Consider the following 17,455-nt stretch of genomic DNA (forward strand, 5'->3'; position numbering starts at 1 on the left):
TTCGGGACATGCGGTGCGGTTGACCACCAGCATGTCCCGTGAGCCCGGTCACACCAATGCTGCTCATCCACTGAGTGGATATCATGATCCGCTCGGGCGGCACGCCGGAGCGTCGCCCCCGATCAGGGGCGGGCGCCGTTCCTGGGATCGGTGACCCGCCGGATGGTGCTCAGCGGCACGTGCGCTGTGGCGGCCTCGATCTGATGGGCCACGCCGCGCAGGGTGGGCAGGTGGCGGGTCATGGTCGCGGCCTGCGCCGAGGACATGACCAGCCCCAGGGCCGCGCCGACCCGGCCCTCCCGGTGCCGCACGGGCACGGCGACGGAGCAGGCGCCGAGCCGGACCTCCTCCGCCGTCCCGGCCCAGCCCTGCTCCCGCACGGCCTCGAGCTCCTCCGCCAGGCGCCGCGGCGCCACGTGGGTGTGCGGGGTGACCGCCTGCAGGTCCTGCTGCAGGTAGGCGTCGCGGACCCACGGCTCCTCGAAGGCCAGCAGCACCTTGCCCACGGCGGTGGCGTGCAGCGGCAGGCGCCCGCCGACCCGCGAGGCCCGCGGCACCCGCTTGGAGCTGTAGGCCCGGTCGATGTAGAGCGCGTCGGTGCCGTCGCGCACCGCGATCTGCGCCGTCTCGCGGGTGAGGGAGTAGAGGTCCAGGACGAAGGGGCGGGCGATCTCCCGCAGCTGCCGGCCGGCGTTCTGGCCCAGCTCCCACAGCCGCATGCCGATCTGGTAGCGGCCGTTGACGTCACGGCTCAGCGCCCCCCAGTCGACCAGCTCCGCGAGCAGCCGGTGCACGGTGCTCTGCGGAAGGCCGGTGAGCTCCACGATCTGGCTCTGGCTCAGCGCCCGCCGGTCGTTCTCGAACGCCTCCAGGACGGACAGCGCCTTGGAGACGACCGAGCGCCCCGGCTCGTTGGACCCGCCGGCCATGCGCGCCTCCTTCGTGCGCCGGGCGCTCAGGACAGGGCGAGGCGCTCCGGTTCGTCGTCGATCGATGCGACGGCGGCGAAGCCCGCCGCCATGGCCCGCCCCGCGTCGGTGAAGAGGTGGTCATGCACACGGTAGCCGCACAGCCGGTGGGCCTGCTCGTGGGTGAGCCCGAACCAGCCCATCACCGTGCTGATCCCGTGCGGGGTGAGGCGCCAGATCTTGTCCGCGTCCTTGACGACGGCGTCGTCCGCGGAGAGCGCCTCGCGGCGGGAGTCGTGCCCGTCGATGATGGCGGCGATCCGCCGGATCAGCCCTTCGTCGTAGCCGATCCCGCGCAGGATCTCCGAGGCGATCCGGGCCCCCTCCACCTCGTGGGTCCGCACCAGGTCGGGGCGCCCGCCGCCCGGTGCGATCGCGGTGAGCACGAGCTCGGGAGGCACCTGCGACCAGCCGGTGTCGTGCAGGAGGATGGCCGGAAGGACCACGTCGGGATCGGCCCCAGGGGTCAGCTGAACTAGCTGGCGTGCGATCCCGTAGGCGTAGAGGCTGTGGACGTCGTTGTTGCGCACGTCCAGGAAGGCCTTGGCGCGGGACCAGATCCGGCGCTCCGGCGCCGACAGCCCGAAGACGCCCGCCACCTCCGCCGCGGGCGGGATCGCGGCCGCGAGATCGTCGTCGGCGGTGTGCTGCGGCGTGCGGGAGGCAGGAGTCATGCCGCCATGGAACACGCCCCGCGCCGGCCTGGGAAGGCCCGTCATCCACTCACCGGATGCTCGGGGGAATCCGGCCGCCCCGGTTATCGGTCCGCGATAACCGTCCTTGGCGCGTCGCGCCGCGGGCCGGGAGACTGGCGGGAGGAGCCCCGCGCCGGGGCGCATCCACAGAGAGACAGAGAGAGGGAGCAGGCATGATCTTCATCGTCGTCAAGTTCAAGGTGAAGCCGGACTGGGCCGACCGCTGGCTGGACTTCAGCCGGGAGTTCACCGAGGCGACCCGCAGGGAGCCGGGCAACCTGTGGTTCGACTGGTCCCGCAGCGTGGACGACCCCAGCGAGTTCGTGCTCGTGGAGGCCTTCAAGGACGACGGCGCGGCCCCGCACGTCAACAGCGACCACTTCCGCACGTTCACCGCGGAGGCGCCCCAGGCGCTCGTGGAGACCCCGCAGATCATCAGCGAGCAGATCTCCGCCGAGGGCTGGAACCGGATGGGCGAGATCACCGTCGAGCAGTAGCGCCCCCGCGGCGCCGCCGCCCCGGGAGCGCCGCTCCCGGGGCCTTGGCACGCGCGGTGCCGCGCGACAGGATATGAGGCATGACCACATCCGACGTCCCGCAGACCGGCATGGCCTCCGTCCAGAAGGCCTTCGCGCTGCTGGACGTCGTGGCCCGCGACCCGCGGGGCGCCACGGCCAAGGACATCAGCGCCGAGCTGGCCATCCCGCTGCCCACGGTCTACCGCCTGCTGCAGACGCTGGTGGCCTCCGAGCACGTGGTGCACCTCAGGGACGAGAAGCGCTACGGGCTGGGCTACAAGGTCCACGCGCTGGACGCGTCCCTGCGCCAGCAGGTCGGGACCCCGGCCACGGTCAAGCGCGCCGTCCAGGAGCTCCACGCGGCCGCCGACGCCGCGGCCTACTTCGCGGTCCACCGCGGCGACGCGATCGTGGTGGCGCACGTGGTCGACTCCCCGCACCGGCCGCGGATCGACCCGATGGACTTCGGGTTCACGGACGCCGCCCACGCCACCGCCTTCGGCAAGATCCTGCTCTCGGGCATGGACGACGACGAGGTCGCGGACTACCTCGACCGGCACGGGATGCCGGCGCTGACGGACCGGACGCTCACCACGACCGAGGTCCTGGGGCAGGAGCTGGCGCTGGTCCGGGCGGAGGGGATCGCGGTGGAGCGGGAGGAGTTCGTGCCCGGCGCCTCCTGCATGGCCGCGCCGGTGGTCGACGCCGCCGGACGGACCCTGGGGTCCGTGGCCGTCTCCCTCCGGCCGGCGGACTTCGAGCGCCGCCGCCGCGCGCTCGCGCCCGTGCTGCGCGACGCCGCGGACCGCGTGGGGCGCGCCCTGCGCGCCGCGGGCGGCTGCCCCTCCGGCCCGTCGGCCGGCTGAGCACCCGCCCGCGACGCGCTGCGGGCGGGGCCGCTCAGAGGTGCCGGCCCGCCAGCTGCTCCGCGATGTAGTCCGCCTGCCGGATGGCCAGCGCCACGATGGTCAGGGTGGGGTTCGCTGCCGCCCCGGTCGTGAACAGCGAGCCGTCCGAGACGAACAGGTTCGGCACGTCGTGGGTCTGGCCGAACGCGTTGGTCACGCCGTCCTCGGGCCGCTCGCTCATCCGGGCCGTGCCCATGTTGTGGGTGGCCGGGTAGGGCGGGGTGTGGTGCACCGAGCGCGCCCCCACGGACTCGTAGAGCAGCGACGCCTGCTGGTAGCCGTGGTTGCGCATCGCGATGTCGTTGGGGTGGTCGTCGAAGTGCACGTTGGGCACGGGCAGCCCCAGGTGGTCCGTGACGGAGGAGTTCAGCGTGACCCGGTTGGTCTCCTGCGGCATGTCCTCGCCCACGACCCACATCCCGGCCGTGTTCCGGTAGCCGTCCAGCAGGGCGGTGAAGTCCGGGCCCCAGGACCCCGGGTCCGCGAAGCTGGCCAGGAACGCGGGCCCCAGCGAGATGGTCTCCATGTAGTAGCCGCCGGCGAACCCGCGGTCGACGTCGTGCCGCGACTCGTCCGCGACGATCCCCGCCATCGTCTCGCCCCGGTACATGTGCACCGGCCGGTCGAACTGCGCGTAGACGGAGCCCGTGGTGTGGCGCATGTAGTTGCGGCCCAGCTGGCCCGAGGAGTTCGCGAGCCCGTCCGGGAACAGCGGGGAGCCCGAGAGCATCAGCAACCGGGGCGTCTCGATCGCGTTGCAGGCCACCGCCACGAGCCGTGCCTTCTGCTGCTGCACCTGGCCGTCGGCGTCCACGTAGACCACGCTGTCCACGAGGCCCTTCTCCGTGTGGGTGATCTGCACGGCCTGGCAGCCGGGTCGCAGGTCGAGGTTGCCCGTCCGCAGCGCCTTGGGGATCTCGGACACGAGGATGGACCACTTCGAGCGGTTCTTGTCCCCCTGGAAGTTGAACCCGTCCTGGATCGAGGCCGGCCGGCCGTCGTAGGGCTCCGCGTTCGTCCCGTAGGGGCCGGTGGCGTAGTGGCGGTAGCCGAGCTTCTCCGCGCCGGCGGCGAGGACCTTGTAGTTGTTGTTGGCGGGCAGCGGAGGGCGGCCGTGGCGGTGCGTGGAGCCGATCTTCTGCTCGGCCCGGTCGTAGTACGGGGCGAGGTCCTCGAGGCCGATCGGCCAGTCGAGGAGGTTGGCGCCGTCGACGCGGCCGTAGACGGAGCGGGTCCTGAACTCGTGCGCCTTGAAGCGAGGGGTGGCCCCCGACCAGTGGGTGGTGGTCCCGCCGACCGCCTTGACGATCCACGCCGGCAGGTTCGGGAAGTCCCGGGCGATCCGCCACGACCCGGTGGTGGTCCGCGGGTCGAGCCAGGCCATCTGGTGGAAGGCCTCCCACTCGTCGTTGACCCAGTCGTCGGGGGTGAGGTGCGGCCCCGCCTCCAGGAGCACCACCTTCAGGCCCTTCTCGGTCAGCTCGTGGGCGAGCGTCCCGCCTCCGGCACCGGAGCCGATGACGACGACGGCGGAGTCGTCGTCGAGCTCGATCTGCGCGGAGCGCTGCGTGTCGCTGGTCGTGGTCATGCGGTCTCTCCGTGGTCGATGATGTCGGACCCCTTGAAGAGGTCGCTGAAGGGCTGGTCGGTGGTCTCGGCGGCCCCCTGCTGGTCCAGGTTCCAGCCCTCCTTGGGGGCGCAGCTCGCGACCTGGTAGCCGAGGGGCCCGACCTCGGCCAGCTCCTCGTCGGACTCCTCGATCCGCGGGTCGGGCAGCCAGTCGAGGTCGTCGAAGCCGCGGTGCAGATAGCCGCCCCGGGAGAAGGACTCGCCCTCGTAGCCCAGGGCCTCCCACACCTCGTGGTCGTCGTAGAGGTGGAGCACCGTGGTGCGGCGGATGAAGCCGAAGAACTCGAGGTCCGCGACGCGCTTGAGCACGTTCAGCGCGGCCTCGTCGGAGAGCTCCACGAAGGGCTTGTCGCTCAGGGAGTTCAGGGTGAGCAGGCCCTGCGTCAGGGCCATGCGGAACCAGGTGGAGCCCTCCGCCTCGCTCACGATCTTGTCCGTCATCCGCAGGTACGGGCCGTCCGGGATCTGCGGGTGGGGGAAGGCCACCCGGATGACGCGGGTGAGGGTGCGTTTGGCCTCGTCCGTGAGGGCGAGGGCGTTGAGGGCGGAGTACTTCGCGGGATAGACCATGGCTGTCCTCCTCGTCGGCAGTGACGGGTGCGAATTCGAGTGTGACGGGGATCACGCCCAGGGACCAGGGTGGTTATCGCCCAGTGAGAACGGGTGGTCGCGTGACAGGGTCGCCGGGCAGGCGGGACCGCACGCACGGGGCCGTGGGACACTGGGCGCACGTGGCGCCGCGACGTCCGCGGCGGCGCCGGTGACGGACGGGCTGGCGATGGGCACACCACTGGGGACCGGAGTCCCGGTCGCGCCGCTGACCTGGGGCCGGGCGCGCGCCCGGTGGGTGCTGGCCGCCACCGTCCTCGGCTCCGCGCTGACCTTCGTCGACATGACCGCGGTGCCCGTCGCCCTGCCCGCCGTGGGGGCGGAGCTCGGCGGGGACGCGGCAGGGCTCACCTGGGTCGCCAACGCGTACACGCTGGCCGTGGCGTCGCTCGTCCTGCTGGGCGGGTCGCTGGGGGACCGGTACGGGCGGCGCCGGATCTTCCTCGCCGGCACGATGTGCTTCAGCCTCTCCGCGGCGGTGTGCGCCCTGGCCCCCGACCTCCCCGGACTGATCCTCGCGCGGGCGGCGCAGGGGATCGGGGGCGCGCTGCTGGCGCCGGCGAGCATCGCGATCCTGGAGGCGTCCTTCGCCCCGGCCGACCGGGCGCGCGCCATCGGGGCGTGGACGGGCCTGACCGCGGTGGCGACCGCCACCGGTCCCTTCGTGGCCGGGTGGCTCGTGCAGGCGGGGAGCTGGCGGTGGGTGTTCCTGGTCCATCTGCCCGTGGCGGCCGTGGCGGCGCTCATCGCGCACCGCCACCTCCCCGAGTCCCGCAACCCGGGCGCCTGCGTGCGGCTGGACGTGCCCGGGGCGGCCCTGCTCGTGGCGGGCCTGGGGGCGCTGACCCTCGGGCTGACCGCCGGGGCCGGTCCCGGTCCCGTGGCTGCGGGCGGGGTGATCGCCGGGGCGGTCCTGCTGCTGGGGGCCTTCCTGCTCCGGGAGCGCCGGGCGGTCTCGCCGCTGCTGCCGCCGGCGGTCTTCGCGTCCCGGCCCTTCGTCGTCGCGAACCTCGTCACGTTCGTGGCGTACGCGGCGATGGGCACGGTGTTCTTCGCCCTGCCCGTCACGCTGCAGGTGGGCGCGGGGCTCTCGCCCCTGGCCGCAGGGCTCTCCCTGAGCCCGTTCACCCTGGTGATGCTGGTGGGCTCGGCGGCGACCGGCCGGTGGGCGGGGCGCGCGGGCGCCCGCCGCCCCGTCGTCACCGGCCTCCTCGTCGCGGCGCTGGGCGCGGCCCTCCTGGGACGGGCCGGCGTCGCGGACGACTACGTCCGCGACGTCCTGCTCCCCGTCGCGGTCTTCGGCGCCGGCCTGACCCTGTACGTCACCCCGCTCACCGCGGCCTCCCTGGCGGCTCTGCCCGACGCCCGGGCCGGGCTGGCCAGCGGGGTGAACAACGCCGTCGCCCGCACGGGCGGCCTGCTCGCCGTCGCCGCCGTCCCCCTGGTGGGCGGACTCGGCGGGGCCGGGCTCACCGACCCGGAGCGGGTGCGGGACGGCTTCGCGCTGCTCGCCTGGGCCTGCGCGGGGCTGCTGGCCGCCGGGGCGCTCCTGTCCTCGCTCCTCGCCCGCCGACCGGAGGACGTACGCGCCGCGACACATCCTTGACGGGCCGAACGGCGCCTTCCTACCCTGAACTTCCTGGTCAGACGGCTGTTGATCGCGGTGCCGGGGGGCGGGGGACGCGCCGGGCGCCCCCGTGCCCGGGCCTGCCGCGCGACCGGTGCCCCACCGGCCACGACGCGCGTCCGCGCGCGGTCCTGCTCCCTTCCCCGGCGAGGTCGACCGAAAGACGTGGTGTCATGCGCCCTGCCGCCAGCAGCCCCAGCCCCGAGAACCCCGACAGCCCCGACAGCCCCGCCGGGACCGGCCGGCGGCACGGCGACCGCCACGGCGGTCGCCGTGCCGCCTCCGCCCTGGCGGTCGCCGTGCTCCTCGCGGGCGGCCCCGCCGGCGCGGTGGCCGCCCCGCAGGCGGCCGTCCCGCAGAGCGGCGTCGTGGCCGTCGCGCAGGTCCCGCCCGGGCTGGAGAGCTTCTACGCCCAGGTCCTGACCTGGGCCCCGTGCGGCCTGGGCGCCGAGTGCGCCACGCTCCAGGTGCCCCTGGACTACGCGAACCCGGCGGGCGCGCAGGTCCAGCTGGCGGTGAAGCGGGTGCGGAGCACGGACGCGGCCGCCCGCACCGGATCCCTGCTGGTGAACTTCGGCGGGCCGGGCGGTTCCGGGACGCAGTCGCTGGAGGCGTGGGCCGCCGGTCTGGACCCCCGGATCCGGGCGGCGTACGACCTGGTGGGCTTCGACCCGCGGGGCGTGGCGTCGTCCACGGCCGTGGAGTGCCTGGACGACGCCGGGATGGACGCAATGCGCGCCACCCAGATCGACCCCGACACCGAGGAGGGCCTCGACGACCTCACGGCGTTCGCACGGGAGTACGCCGCGGCGTGCGCGCGCAACACCGGGCCGCTGCTCGCCGAGGTCGACACCGTCAGCGCGGCCCAGGACCTGGACGTCCTGCGCGCGGTCCTGGGGGAGGAGGATCTCGACTACGTCGGGTACTCCTACGGGACGCAGCTCGGCTCCACCTACGCCGACCTCTTCCCCGAGCACACCGGCCGGCTCGTCCTGGACGGGGCGATGGACTCGACCCTCGACTACGCCGAGGTCACCCTCGGGCAGGCCTACGCCTTCGAGCGCTCCTTCCGGGTCTACGTGGAGTCCTGCCTGCCCATGGACGGCTGCCCGTTCGAGGGGACGCCGGAGGAGGCCTCGGCGGAGGTCGCCGCGCTGCTCGAGCGCCTCGAGACGACCCCGTTGCCGACCGCCGACGGGCGGCCGCTGACCGCGAACGACGCCCTCACCGGGATGCTGCTCCCGCTCTACGACGAGCGCCTGTGGCCGTGGCTGACCCAGGCGCTGATCCCGGCCCTGGACCAGGGCGACGGGACCGCGCTGATGTTCCTCGCCGACGCCCGGTACGGGCGCGCCGCCGACGGCACCTACCGGGACAACGGCTCCGAGGCCAACACGGCGATCAACTGCCTCGACCTCCCCGTGGACACCGACCCCGAGGCCATGGCGGCCCTGGACGCCCAGCTCCAGGAGGCGTCCCCGACCTTCGGCGACCTGTTCAGCCACGGCGAGGTCTTCTGCGGGGAGTGGCCGCACGGCCCGGCCCCCGACCGGGTGGTCCGCGACGCCGCGGGCGCCGCCCCGATCCTGGTGATCGGCACCACGGGCGACCCGGCGACGCCCTACGTGTGGGCGGAGGCGCTCGCCGAGCAGCTGGAGTCCGGGCACCTGCTCACGTACCGGGGCGAGGGGCACACGGCCTACACCCGCGGCAACGCGTGCGTCGACGCGATCGTCAACACCTACCTGCTCGAGGGCACGCTCCCGGCCGAGGAGAAGACCTGCTGAGCCGGGGGTTCACGGAGCGGGCCGGGCGGGAAGCTCGCGGAGGGGCCCGGCAGGGGGAGCCCAGTAAGCGGCCGGCACGAGGAGAACCCCGTACCGGCCCGGCCACCAGGATCGCGGGAAGCTCTGATGGCTTCGCCCCATCCTACTGAGAGCTGGGTCACGGTTCACCACTTGATTTCCGGACCGGGAGGACCACCGGGCCGCCCGCCGCTCCGCCCGTCCCCGCAGAGCAGGCGGGCGAGGTCCGCCACGGGGTCGGCGGAGTGGCGCACCACGTCCCGGTACTGCCAGAAGCGCAGCAGCTCGTAGCACACCAGGACCGCCAGCAGCGCGGCGACCAGGCCCAGCGACGCGAGGGCGGGCAGCCGGCCCGCCACGGGGAGCAGCAGGACCAGGAGGACGGCGACGACGCCGCGCTCGGCGTTCCAGGTGCCCACCTCGCGCCGGCGGAACGCGATGTGCCCGGCCAGGTGGACCGCCACGCCCGCGTAGAGGGCGACCAGCGGCACACCGGTCAGCGGGTCCGCGAGCTCCTGGTGGGCAGGGTCGGAGACGTGCTCCTGGACGCCCTTCAGCCCCGTGGCGATGAAGATGACGGGGACGACGATGAGGAAGTGCAGGTAGGAGTAGGAGGTGCGCGCCAGGGCCGCCCGCTCGGCCTCGGGCACCTGGTGCAGCACCCCCTCGGCGACGTGGGCGACGACGTCGAAGTACAGCCACCACAGGCTCACGGCTACGCTCAGCCCCAGTACGGAGGCCGCGACCGCCGGCAGTGAGAGCGGGTGCGCCGCGACGCCGAACCCGATCGCGATCAGGGACTCCCCGAGCGCCACCATGAGGATCAGGCCGTGCCGGTCGGCGAAGTGCCCCGGGCTGGGCAGCCGCCACCCGGCCACGCCGGACACCCAGACCCCGGTGTAGCTCACGACCACCGCCAGCGTCCACAGCACCGTCTGGTGGGGCGGTCCCAGCGCCCCGCCCGTGACGATCAGGGCGCACGACGCCGTGATGGGAGCGCCGGTGCGCAGCAGCTGGCGCCGCTCCTCGGCGTCGCCCCCCGCCACCACGAAGTGGCACGCCAGGTGCGCCAGCCGCACCACCGTGTAGCAGACGGCGAACACGAAGGGCGCGAACAGCCCGCCGGGGAGGTCGGCGAAGGACTCCGGGATGGCCAGGGCCGCCACGAACATCACAACCATGGCCCCCACGAATGTCGCGCGGACCAGCCCCTCGTCGGCCCGGGCCTGGTTGCCCAGCCAGGCGTAGGCGCTCCAGGAGGCCCACAGCATCGCCATCAGCAGCAGCCCGCGGGCCGCGCCCACGACCGTGGGGTCGGCCGTCATCAGCCGCGTGACCTGGATGAACGCGAAGACGAAGACCAGGTCGAAGAACAGTTCCAGGGTCGTGACCCGGTGGGTGGACTCCGTGGGCCGGACCCAGATGATCGCGGTTCTCGCCATGGCCAGTCCGATCGTCGCGGTCCCGTGCCGACATGGTACCGCCGGCCCCTCCCGGACCACAGACCACCGGCCGGGCCGGGGAGGACCGCCTACCGCCGGAGCTGCCCGGCGACGGAGGCCACCAGGGCCAGCCCGAACCCGGCGGCCTGAAGCCCCGTGAGCGTCTCGCCCAGCACCACCCAGCCCAGGAGCGCGGCCGTGACCGGGATCAGCGGCATGAGCAGCGTCAGGCTGGTGGCCGGCACCCGCCGTCCCGCGTGGAACCACGCGGCGTAGGAGATCGCCCCGCCGGGCAGGGCCAGCCAGGCGTAGCCGGCCACCGCCTGCGGCGTGAGCACGAACGGCCCGGTGTCCAGCAGCGGCACCAGCGGCGCGATCATCAGCCCGCCCAGCGTCAGCTGCCACCCGGTCGCGGCGAGCCCGCTCAGGCCCTCGGGCAGCTCCCACCGTCGGGTCAGCACCACCCCGGCGGCCATGATCACGGTCCCGGCGAAGGCCGCGGTGAGCCCCAGCGCGTCCAGCGTGAAGGGCCCGGTGAAGACCGCCACCGCCACGCCCGCGACGGCGGCCAGGGACCACAGCAGGCGTGGAGCGGGGGTGCGCTGGCGGAACAGGGCGAACACCAGCGCGGCCGCGACCAGGGGCTGGGCCGAGCCCACGACGGCGGCCAGGCCCCCGGGCAGGCGGTAGGCGCCCAGGAACAGCAGGGGGAAGAAGGCCCCGAAGTTGAGCAGCGCCAGCACCACCAGCCGCCCCCACCAGGCCGCCGGGGGCAGCTGCCGGGTGAGCGCGAGCAGCAGCAGCCCGGCCGGCAGGGCCCGCAGGAGGGACGCGGTCATGGGCCGGTCCGGGGGCAGCAGCTCCGTGGTGACCACGTAGGTGCTGCCCCACACGACCGGGGCCAGCGCGCCCAGCAGGATCAGCCGTGCGTACGCCGTCGTGCTGCGATCCATGTCCGTGCTCCCCACTCCCGCTCGAGATCCCGTGACCGGCACGGGCTCCCGATCCTGTGGCCGCGGGACCGTTCCGTGCCCCGGCATCCGGGGATACATTGTCCCCATGAACGTCCGCCGACACACGGTCGCGGCGCTCGCCGCCGCCGCCCTGCTGCTGACCGCGTGCGCCCCGGACGGCTCCGGCGCCGCGGACGGACCGGCCGCCGGGACGCCGTGGCCCTCGCCCACCGGGCCGGCCCTGTCCGTCGAGGTCGTGCTCGACGGCCTGGAGCACCCCTGGGACGTGACCTTCACCCCGGAGGGCACCGCGCTGGTCACCGAGCGCGGCGGCCGCCTGCTCGCCCACGACGACCGGGGCACCCGGCAGGTCGAGGCCGACCTGGGGGACCTCTTCGTCGGCAGCGAGGCCGGGCTGATGGGGCTGGAGGTCTCCCCGGACTTCGGGCGGACCCGGGAGATCTTCCTGTGCCACGCCACGCAGGACGACGGGCGCCCGCGGGACGTGCGGGTCACCCGGTGGCGGCTCGACGACGGCGCCACGCGGGCCGAGCGCATCGGCACGGTGGTCGACGGCCTGCCCGTCAGCAGCGGCCGGCACAGCGGCTGCCGGCTGCGCTTCGCCCCGGACGGCACCCTGCGCGTCGGCACCGGCGACGCCGCCCGGGGCGAGAACCCGCAGGACCCCGGCTCGCTCGGGGGCAAGACGCTGCGGCTGAACCCCGACGGCACCGTCCCGCAGGACAACCCGTTCGCCGGCCGGGGCGGGGACGCCGCGGCGGTGTACACCCTGGGGCACCGCAACGTGCAGGGGCTGGCGGTGCAGCCCGGGACGGGCACCCTGTGGGAGGTGGAGCACGGCCCCGACGTGGACGACGAGGTCAACGTCCTGGAGCCCGGCGGCAACTACGGCTGGGACCCGGTGCCCGGCTACGACGAGTCGGTGCCGATGACCGACCTCGAGAAGTTTCCCGGCGCCGTCGAGGCGGTCTGGTCCTCCGGCGACCCGACCACGGCCACCAGCGGGGCCGTCTTCCTGGAGGGCGGGCAGTGGGGCGCATGGGACGGCGCGCTGGCCGTGGCGGAGCTGAAGAACACCGGCGTCGGGGTTCACCGGGTCGACGGCACGGCGATCACCGGCACCACCCGCATCGCGGAGCTGGAGGACGAGCACGGCCGGCTGCGCTCCCTGACCCTCGACGACGAGGGCGCGCTGTGGGTCACGACCGACAACGGCGACGACGACGTGGTGCTGCGGGTCAGCCCCCGCACGTAGCAGCCGGCCCGGCCGGAGGCGGCCGCGGGAACCTGGAGGGACACGCATCGGGCGGGGGCGTCGGGCACGCACATGGACAGCACGGCAGGACCGCGCCACGCGGACGACGACGCGGGCCTGCTCGCCTACGCCCTCCTCGTGGTCCTGCTCGGGGCGGTGTTCTGGGTGGCGGGGCCGCTGCTCGGGGAGCTCACCGCGTGGACGCGCGCGGAGCTGCCCGCCTCGGCGCTGATGGTCGTCTGCCCCGCCCTCGCGGCGTGGATCGTGGCGGCACGACGGGGCGCCGCCGCAGAGCTGGTGCGCCGGCTGCGGCCCGTCCGGACCGGGTGGCACTGGTGGGCGACGGCCGTCGTCGTCATGCCCGGGATCCTGGCCCTGGAGGCGCTCGTGGGCGGACGGGCGCCCTGGCAGGGGGTGACACCGGGGGAAGTGCTCCTGCTGTGCGCGGTGTTCCTGGCCCCGGCGCTCGCGGAGGAGATCGGGTGGACCGGTTTCGCCCTGCCCCGCCTGCTGCGCCGCACCGGTCCGGTGGCGGCCGGCGTGCTGATCGGGACGTTCTGGTCGCTGTGGCACGTCGTGCCCTGGCTCCAGCTGGGGCACGGAGGGATGTGGATCCTCGGGCAGAGCCTCTTCAGCGTGGCGCTGCGCGTGCTGCTGGTGGCCCTGGCCGTCCGGTCGGGGGCGGGTCTGTGGCCGGCGGTGCTGGGCCATGCGTCGTCGAACGTGGCATGGGCGGTGTCCGAGGGTGCCGGGGCGTCCTACGACCCGTGGGTCGCGGCGTCCCTGACCGCGGGCGCCGCGGCCGTGCTCGCGCGGCGCGGCCACTCCTGAGGCGCTCCCTCCGGCTCCCGGCCGGGGCAGGAGCGGCTCAGGACTCGGCCTGGCCCTGCCGCCAGTAGCCCATGAAGGACACGTGCTCCTTCGGGATCCCGGCCGCGTCCACGCACAGGCGGCGCAGGGCCTTGACCGTCCCGGACTCGCCGGCCAGGAAGACGTACGGGACGTCGGGGCGCGCGGGCGCCGCCACGGACCACGCCCGCGGCTCGGAGGGGTCCTCCGCCACGGCCAGGCCCCGCTGCGGGCGCCGCCCCGCCAGGACGTCGTCCACGGCGCTGCCCGGCAGCTCCAGCAGGTGCGCGAGCCGCACCGCGGCCCGGTGCCCGTGGCCGGCCCGGCCGCCGCCGCCCGCGCGGGGCAGGACGTGCAGGCGCACGTCGGGCAGGTCGGCGAGCAGGCGGTGCGCGGCCACGTCCTCGGCGTGCGGCACCTCCAGCACGACGTCGAGGCGGGGACGGGCCCCGTCCTGCGCCGGGCCGTGCGCGGTCTCCGTGAACTCCTCCGCCACGGACATCAGGGCCGGGGCCGCGGTCTCGTCCCCGACGGCCAGGACCCGCCGCGCCCCGCCGTGGTCCCACGCCGCCCACGGCCGCTCCTGCGGGCCCGGGCCGAGGAGGTAGACGCGCTCGCCGGGGGCCACGGTGCGGGCCCACCGGCTGCCCGGCCCGTCCTGGCCGTGGCCGCCGTGCACCACGACGTCGATCACGAGCTCCGGCACGGGGACGCCCCCGAGCACCGTGCGCCGGACGCTGCGCACGGTGTAGGTGCGCATCCACCCCCGCTCCTCGGCGGGGCGTGCGAACCAGCCCTCCCGCAGCCCCGCCGAGAGGTCGGCCCGCTCCGGGGCGCGCCCGGGCGGCGGGACGAGCAGCTTGACGTAGGCGTCGCGGCAGCGGGTCAGCCCGCCGTCGCCGATCAGGGCGGGGGAGAGCGTGCCCAGCTCGGGGCCCGCCAGCGTGATGCGGCGGAACGACGGGCACAGCCGGGTCACCGACGTCACGGCGGCCTCGACGCACAGCACGGGGTCGGCGGCCGGCACGGCGGGCTCGGCGGGCACAGGGGTCTCGGGGCGGTGGGCCAGGGTCATGGTCGGATCCTCACGGTCGGTTCCTCACCGGCGGGCGGGCTCGGCGGCGGACGGCGCGGCCGGGACCGCGGGCAGGTCGGGCAGGTCGGACAGTACGGGCAGGTCGGGCAGGTCGGGGGACGAGCCCTCGCGGGCGCGGCCGCGGGGCAGGACGACGGGGTGCCCGCCGACCGGGTCGTGGGCCACGTCCGCCCGCAGGCCGAAGACCTCGGCCAGCAGCGCGGGCGTGAGCACCTCGTGGGGCGTGCCGGTGGCGACGATCCGCCCGTCGGCCATCGCCACGAGCCGGTCCGCGACGCGCGCGGCCAGGTTCAGCTCGTGCAGGACGGCGACGACGGTGGCCCGCGTGCCGTCCGGGTGCTCGAGCCCGTGGAGCATGTCGAGCAGGTCCACCTGGTGGGCGAGGTCCAGGAACGAGGTGGGCTCGTCGAGCAGCATGGTGCGGGCGCCCTGGGCCAGGGTCAGGGCGATCCACGCGCGCTGGCGCTGGCCGCCGGAGAGCTCCTCGACGGGCCGGGCCGCCAGCGCGGTGAGCTCCGTGAGCTCGAGGGCGCGGGCCACCGCCGCGTCGTCGTCGGGGGAGGGCGCGCCCCACCACCTCCGGTGCGGGTGCCGGCCGCGCTCCACGAGCTCTGCGACCGTGAGCCCCTCCGGGACCACCGGGGACTGCGGCAGGAGGCTGACGGAGCGGGCGTACTCGCGCGAGGACCAGGAGCGCACGTCCCGGCCGTCGGCCTCGAGGGTGCCGCCGGCGGGGCGCAGCTGGCGGGACAGGCCCTTGAGCAGGGTGGACTTGCCGCAGCCGTTGGCGCCGATCAGCACGGTGGTGCACCCGTGCGCGACGTCGAGGTCGACCTCGTGCACCACGGGGCGGTCCCCGTAGCCGAGGTCCAGCCCGCGGATCCGGAAGGCGGGGGTCATGCCGAGGCCCCTCTCCGCTGCCGCACGAGCAGCCACAGCATCACGGGCGCGCCGACGGCCCCGGTGACGACCCCGGCGGGCAGCCGCACGTCCCCGAGCAGCTCGGAGCCCACGGCGTCGGCGACGACGACGAGGACGGCGCCCACCAGCGCGCACGCCACGATCGAGGTCCGGCCGCGGGTCAGGGCGGTGGCGACCGGGGTGGACATCAGGGCGACGAACGCGAGCGGGCCGGTCGCGGCGGTCGCCGCGGCGGCCAGGACCACGCCCAGCCCCAGGGCCAGGGCCCGGCTGCGGGCGGGGTGCGCGCCCAGCCCGGCGGCCAGCTCCGGGCCCAGCTCCGCGGGCTCCAGGGACCGGTGGACGACGACGGCGACGGGCACGGCCACGGCCAGGCACGCGCCGAGGACCGTGATCCGCTCCCACGTGGCCGCGCTCAGCGAGCCGGCGGTCCACAGCGCGGCGTCCTGGGCGGAGTTCAGGGACAGCCGCACCAGCATCGCCGCCGTGAGCGCCTGGGCGAGGGAGGCGGTGCCGATGCCGGCGAGCAGGAACCGCTCGCCCACGATCCCGGCGCCGCCCCGCAGCCGGACGGACGCGGCCGCGATGAGGACGGCCGCCAGCAGTGCCCCGGCCAGCGCGGTCCAGGACACGGCCGTGCCGCGCAGCCCCCAGACCGCCATGCCGGCTACGGCCCCGGCCGCGGCGCCGTAGGTGATCCCCAGGATGTCCGGACTGGCCAGGGGGTTGCGCAGCACCCGGCGGAAGAGGGCTCCGGAGCAGCCGAACGCGATCCCGGCGAGGGCGCCGAGCACGGCCCGCGGCAGCTTCTCCTGGAGCACGATGAAGCTCGCCCCGGGGATCCGCTCCCCGGTGAGGATCGCGAAGAAGTCGGGGACCGTCACGGTGTAGCGGCCCAGCAGCACGCGCACGGCCAGCGCCGCGAGCAGGGCGAGGACCAGCAGCGCGAGGGCGCGTCGGGTCCGCCGGGCGCGGGCGCGGCGGACGGCCCGGACGGCGGCCGCGGGATCCTGTGCGGACGCGGACGCGGGCGCCGGGCGGACCGGGTCCGGGGCCAGGGCGGTGCTCACAGGCCCACGCTCCGTCCCCGGCGCAGCAGCACGAGCAGCACGGGCACGCCGAGCACCACGGTGGTCACGCCCACGTGGATCTCCTGCGGCGGGGTGAGGACCCGGCCCACGACGTCGGCGAGCAGCAGCAGCACGGGACCGAGCACCGCGCTGAGCACGACGATCCAGCGGTAGTCTCCGCCCAGCAGGCGGCGCACGGCGTGGGGGACGAGCAGGCCCACGAAGGCGATGGGCCCGGCCAGGGCGGTGGCCGCGCCGGAGAGCAGGACCACGCCCACGAAGACCAGGGCCCGCTGCAGGCCCAGGTCCACGCCCAGGCCGTGGGCGAGCTCGTCGCCCAGGGCCATGGCGTTGAGCCCGGAGGACCCGCCGAGCACCAGGAGCACGCCGAGGAGCACGAGCGGCGCGACGGCCGCGACGTCGGGGAGGTCCGCGCGGGTCACCGAGCCGATGTTCCAGAACCGGAACCGGTCCAGGACGGCGGGCACGGCCAGCACCGCGGAGGAGGTCAGGGCGGTGAAGCCCGCGCTGACGGCCGCCCCGGACAGGGCCAGCCCCGCGGGGGTCGGGGAGCCGCCGCCCAGCCGGGAGACGCCGAAGACCAGGACGGCGGCGACCGCCGAGCCGGCCAGGGCGAGGGCGGTGAGCTGCCAGGCCGCGGAGGCGCCGAGCCACCCGATGCCGAGCACCACCGCGGCGGCCGCGCCCGCGGTGAGCCCCAGCAGTCCGGGGTCGCCCAGCGGGTTGCGGCTGACCCCCTGCATCCCGGCGCCGGCCACGGCCAGCGCCGCCCCGACCAGCACCGCGGTGAAGGTCCGCGGGATGCGGCTGTGCACCACGGCGGCGTCGATCCCCAGGCCCGCGGAGACCTGCGACCACCCGCCGTCGAGCAGGGCCGCGGGCAGCTGCCCCAGCACGGCGAGGACCGTGGCCGGGTCCACGGAGCGGGCGCCCCAGAACAGGGACGCCGCGGCCGCGGCGAGGAGCAGGGCCACGGCCCCGAGCAGGGCGGAGCCCCGGTGCCGCTGGGCGGCACCGGGGACCGGGGAGGTCGTGCGGGCTGGGGAGAGCGTGCTCACCGTGGGCCGG

Annotated in this window: 16 protein-coding genes; 6 read left to right on the top strand and 10 right to left on the bottom strand. The window is 75.3% G+C overall.

Annotated features, from left to right (window positions below; genetic code table 11):
- Positions 1–122 precede the first annotated feature (122 nt).
- Together IEW07_RS06440 and IEW07_RS06445 are read right to left on the bottom strand one after the other, a co-directional pair.
- Positions 123–929: an IclR family transcriptional regulator gene (locus IEW07_RS06440; protein ID WP_188535435.1), complete on the bottom strand. Its 807-nt coding sequence runs from the start codon at positions 927–929 to the stop codon at positions 123–125.
- 26 nt (positions 930–955) lie between these two features.
- On the bottom strand, positions 956–1,642 hold the full coding sequence (locus IEW07_RS06445; protein WP_188535437.1) for an HD domain-containing protein: 687 nt from the start codon (positions 1,640–1,642) through the stop codon (positions 956–958).
- Positions 1,643–1,836: 194 nt separating this feature from the next.
- Here IEW07_RS06445 and IEW07_RS06450 point away from each other — a divergent pair, with 194 nt between their 5' ends.
- Together IEW07_RS06450 and IEW07_RS06455 are read left to right on the top strand one after the other, a co-directional pair.
- Positions 1,837–2,160, top strand: coding sequence for a putative quinol monooxygenase (locus IEW07_RS06450; protein WP_188535439.1), 324 nt, complete (start codon positions 1,837–1,839; stop codon positions 2,158–2,160).
- Between the two features lie 80 nt (positions 2,161–2,240).
- Positions 2,241–3,047, top strand: a complete 807-nt coding sequence (locus IEW07_RS06455) for an IclR family transcriptional regulator (RefSeq protein ID WP_188535441.1) — start codon at positions 2,241–2,243, stop codon at positions 3,045–3,047.
- 34 nt (positions 3,048–3,081) lie between these two features.
- Here IEW07_RS06455 and IEW07_RS06460 read toward each other — a convergent pair whose 3' ends face one another.
- Both IEW07_RS06460 and IEW07_RS06465 read right to left on the bottom strand, forming a co-directional pair.
- Complete coding sequence (locus tag IEW07_RS06460) at positions 3,082–4,677, bottom strand: GMC family oxidoreductase (protein WP_188535443.1); 1,596 nt, start codon at positions 4,675–4,677, stop codon at positions 3,082–3,084.
- Complete coding sequence (locus IEW07_RS06465) at positions 4,674–5,288, bottom strand: hypothetical protein (protein WP_188535445.1); 615 nt, start codon at positions 5,286–5,288, stop codon at positions 4,674–4,676. Before IEW07_RS06465 ends, IEW07_RS06460 begins: the two co-directional genes overlap by 4 nt.
- Before the next feature lie 208 nt (positions 5,289–5,496).
- Here IEW07_RS06465 and IEW07_RS06470 point away from each other — a divergent pair, with 208 nt between their 5' ends.
- Positions 5,497–6,933: a DHA2 family efflux MFS transporter permease subunit gene (locus IEW07_RS06470; RefSeq protein WP_188535447.1), complete on the top strand. Its 1,437-nt coding sequence runs from the start codon at positions 5,497–5,499 to the stop codon at positions 6,931–6,933.
- Positions 6,934–7,127: 194 nt separating this feature from the next.
- On the top strand, positions 7,128–8,741 hold the full coding sequence (locus IEW07_RS06475; RefSeq protein WP_188535449.1) for an alpha/beta hydrolase: 1,614 nt from the start codon (positions 7,128–7,130) through the stop codon (positions 8,739–8,741).
- 164 nt (positions 8,742–8,905) lie between these two features.
- On the opposite strand, the gene IEW07_RS06480 is transcribed toward IEW07_RS06475, so the two are convergent.
- Together IEW07_RS06480 and IEW07_RS06485 are read right to left on the bottom strand one after the other, a co-directional pair.
- Positions 8,906–10,201 carry a low temperature requirement protein A gene (locus IEW07_RS06480; RefSeq protein ID WP_188535451.1) on the bottom strand — a complete coding sequence of 432 codons (1,296 nt, stop codon included), beginning with the start codon at positions 10,199–10,201 and terminating at the stop codon, positions 8,906–8,908.
- An 89-nt stretch (positions 10,202–10,290) separates the two neighbouring features.
- Positions 10,291–11,154 carry a DMT family transporter gene (locus IEW07_RS06485; protein ID WP_188535453.1) on the bottom strand — a complete coding sequence of 288 codons (864 nt, stop codon included), beginning with the start codon at positions 11,152–11,154 and terminating at the stop codon, positions 10,291–10,293.
- A gap of 106 nt (positions 11,155–11,260) precedes the next feature.
- Here IEW07_RS06485 and IEW07_RS06490 point away from each other — a divergent pair, with 106 nt between their 5' ends.
- Positions 11,261–12,430 carry a PQQ-dependent sugar dehydrogenase gene (locus IEW07_RS06490; RefSeq protein WP_188535455.1) on the top strand — a complete coding sequence of 390 codons (1,170 nt, stop codon included), beginning with the start codon at positions 11,261–11,263 and terminating at the stop codon, positions 12,428–12,430.
- A 72-nt stretch (positions 12,431–12,502) separates the two neighbouring features.
- Positions 12,503–13,261, top strand: coding sequence for a CPBP family intramembrane glutamic endopeptidase (locus IEW07_RS06495; protein ID WP_188535457.1), 759 nt, complete (start codon positions 12,503–12,505; stop codon positions 13,259–13,261).
- 37 nt (positions 13,262–13,298) lie between these two features.
- On the opposite strand, the gene IEW07_RS06500 is transcribed toward IEW07_RS06495, so the two are convergent.
- The 4 genes from IEW07_RS06500 to IEW07_RS06515 are packed head-to-tail and all read right to left on the bottom strand — an operon-like array spanning position 13,299 to position 17,445.
- Positions 13,299–14,354, bottom strand: a complete 1,056-nt coding sequence (locus tag IEW07_RS06500; RefSeq protein WP_188535458.1) for a siderophore-interacting protein — start codon at positions 14,352–14,354, stop codon at positions 13,299–13,301.
- Positions 14,355–14,378: 24 nt separating this feature from the next.
- The gene (locus IEW07_RS06505; RefSeq protein WP_188535460.1) at positions 14,379–15,275 is read right to left on the bottom strand and encodes an ABC transporter ATP-binding protein; all 897 of its coding nucleotides are present in this window, start codon (positions 15,273–15,275) and stop codon (positions 14,379–14,381) included.
- Positions 15,272–16,366, bottom strand: a complete 1,095-nt coding sequence (locus IEW07_RS06510) for a FecCD family ABC transporter permease (RefSeq protein ID WP_229741615.1) — start codon at positions 16,364–16,366, stop codon at positions 15,272–15,274. Before IEW07_RS06510 ends, IEW07_RS06505 begins: the two co-directional genes overlap by 4 nt.
- Complete coding sequence (locus IEW07_RS06515) at positions 16,363–17,445, bottom strand: FecCD family ABC transporter permease (protein ID WP_188535462.1); 1,083 nt, start codon at positions 17,443–17,445, stop codon at positions 16,363–16,365. Before IEW07_RS06515 ends, IEW07_RS06510 begins: the two co-directional genes overlap by 4 nt.
- Positions 17,446–17,455: the final 10 nt, after the last annotated feature.

Source organism: Kocuria dechangensis, assembly GCF_014636775.1.
Lineage (GTDB): Bacteria > Actinomycetota > Actinomycetes > Actinomycetales > Micrococcaceae > Kocuria > Kocuria dechangensis.

Coding starts and splice junctions, on each gene's coding strand:
- IEW07_RS06455 (WP_188535441.1), top strand. CDS start 2,241: ATGACCACATCCGACGTCCCGCAGACCGGCATGGCCTCCGTCCAGAAG.
- IEW07_RS06495 (WP_188535457.1), top strand. CDS start 12,503: ATGGACAGCACGGCAGGACCGCGCCACGCGGACGACGACGCGGGCCTG.
- IEW07_RS06450 (WP_188535439.1), top strand. CDS start 1,837: ATGATCTTCATCGTCGTCAAGTTCAAGGTGAAGCCGGACTGGGCCGAC.
- IEW07_RS06445 (WP_188535437.1), bottom strand. CDS start 1,642: ATGACTCCTGCCTCCCGCACGCCGCAGCACACCGCCGACGACGATCTC.
- IEW07_RS06505 (WP_188535460.1), bottom strand. CDS start 15,275: ATGACCCCCGCCTTCCGGATCCGCGGGCTGGACCTCGGCTACGGGGAC.
- IEW07_RS06485 (WP_188535453.1), bottom strand. CDS start 11,154: ATGGATCGCAGCACGACGGCGTACGCACGGCTGATCCTGCTGGGCGCG.
- IEW07_RS06460 (WP_188535443.1), bottom strand. CDS start 4,677: ATGACCACGACCAGCGACACGCAGCGCTCCGCGCAGATCGAGCTCGAC.
- IEW07_RS06470 (WP_188535447.1), top strand. CDS start 5,497: ATGGGCACACCACTGGGGACCGGAGTCCCGGTCGCGCCGCTGACCTGG.
- IEW07_RS06490 (WP_188535455.1), top strand. CDS start 11,261: ATGAACGTCCGCCGACACACGGTCGCGGCGCTCGCCGCCGCCGCCCTG.
- IEW07_RS06500 (WP_188535458.1), bottom strand. CDS start 14,354: ATGACCCTGGCCCACCGCCCCGAGACCCCTGTGCCCGCCGAGCCCGCC.
- IEW07_RS06465 (WP_188535445.1), bottom strand. CDS start 5,288: ATGGTCTATCCCGCGAAGTACTCCGCCCTCAACGCCCTCGCCCTCACG.
- IEW07_RS06480 (WP_188535451.1), bottom strand. CDS start 10,201: ATGGCGAGAACCGCGATCATCTGGGTCCGGCCCACGGAGTCCACCCAC.
- IEW07_RS06440 (WP_188535435.1), bottom strand. CDS start 929: ATGGCCGGCGGGTCCAACGAGCCGGGGCGCTCGGTCGTCTCCAAGGCG.
- IEW07_RS06475 (WP_188535449.1), top strand. CDS start 7,128: ATGCGCCCTGCCGCCAGCAGCCCCAGCCCCGAGAACCCCGACAGCCCC.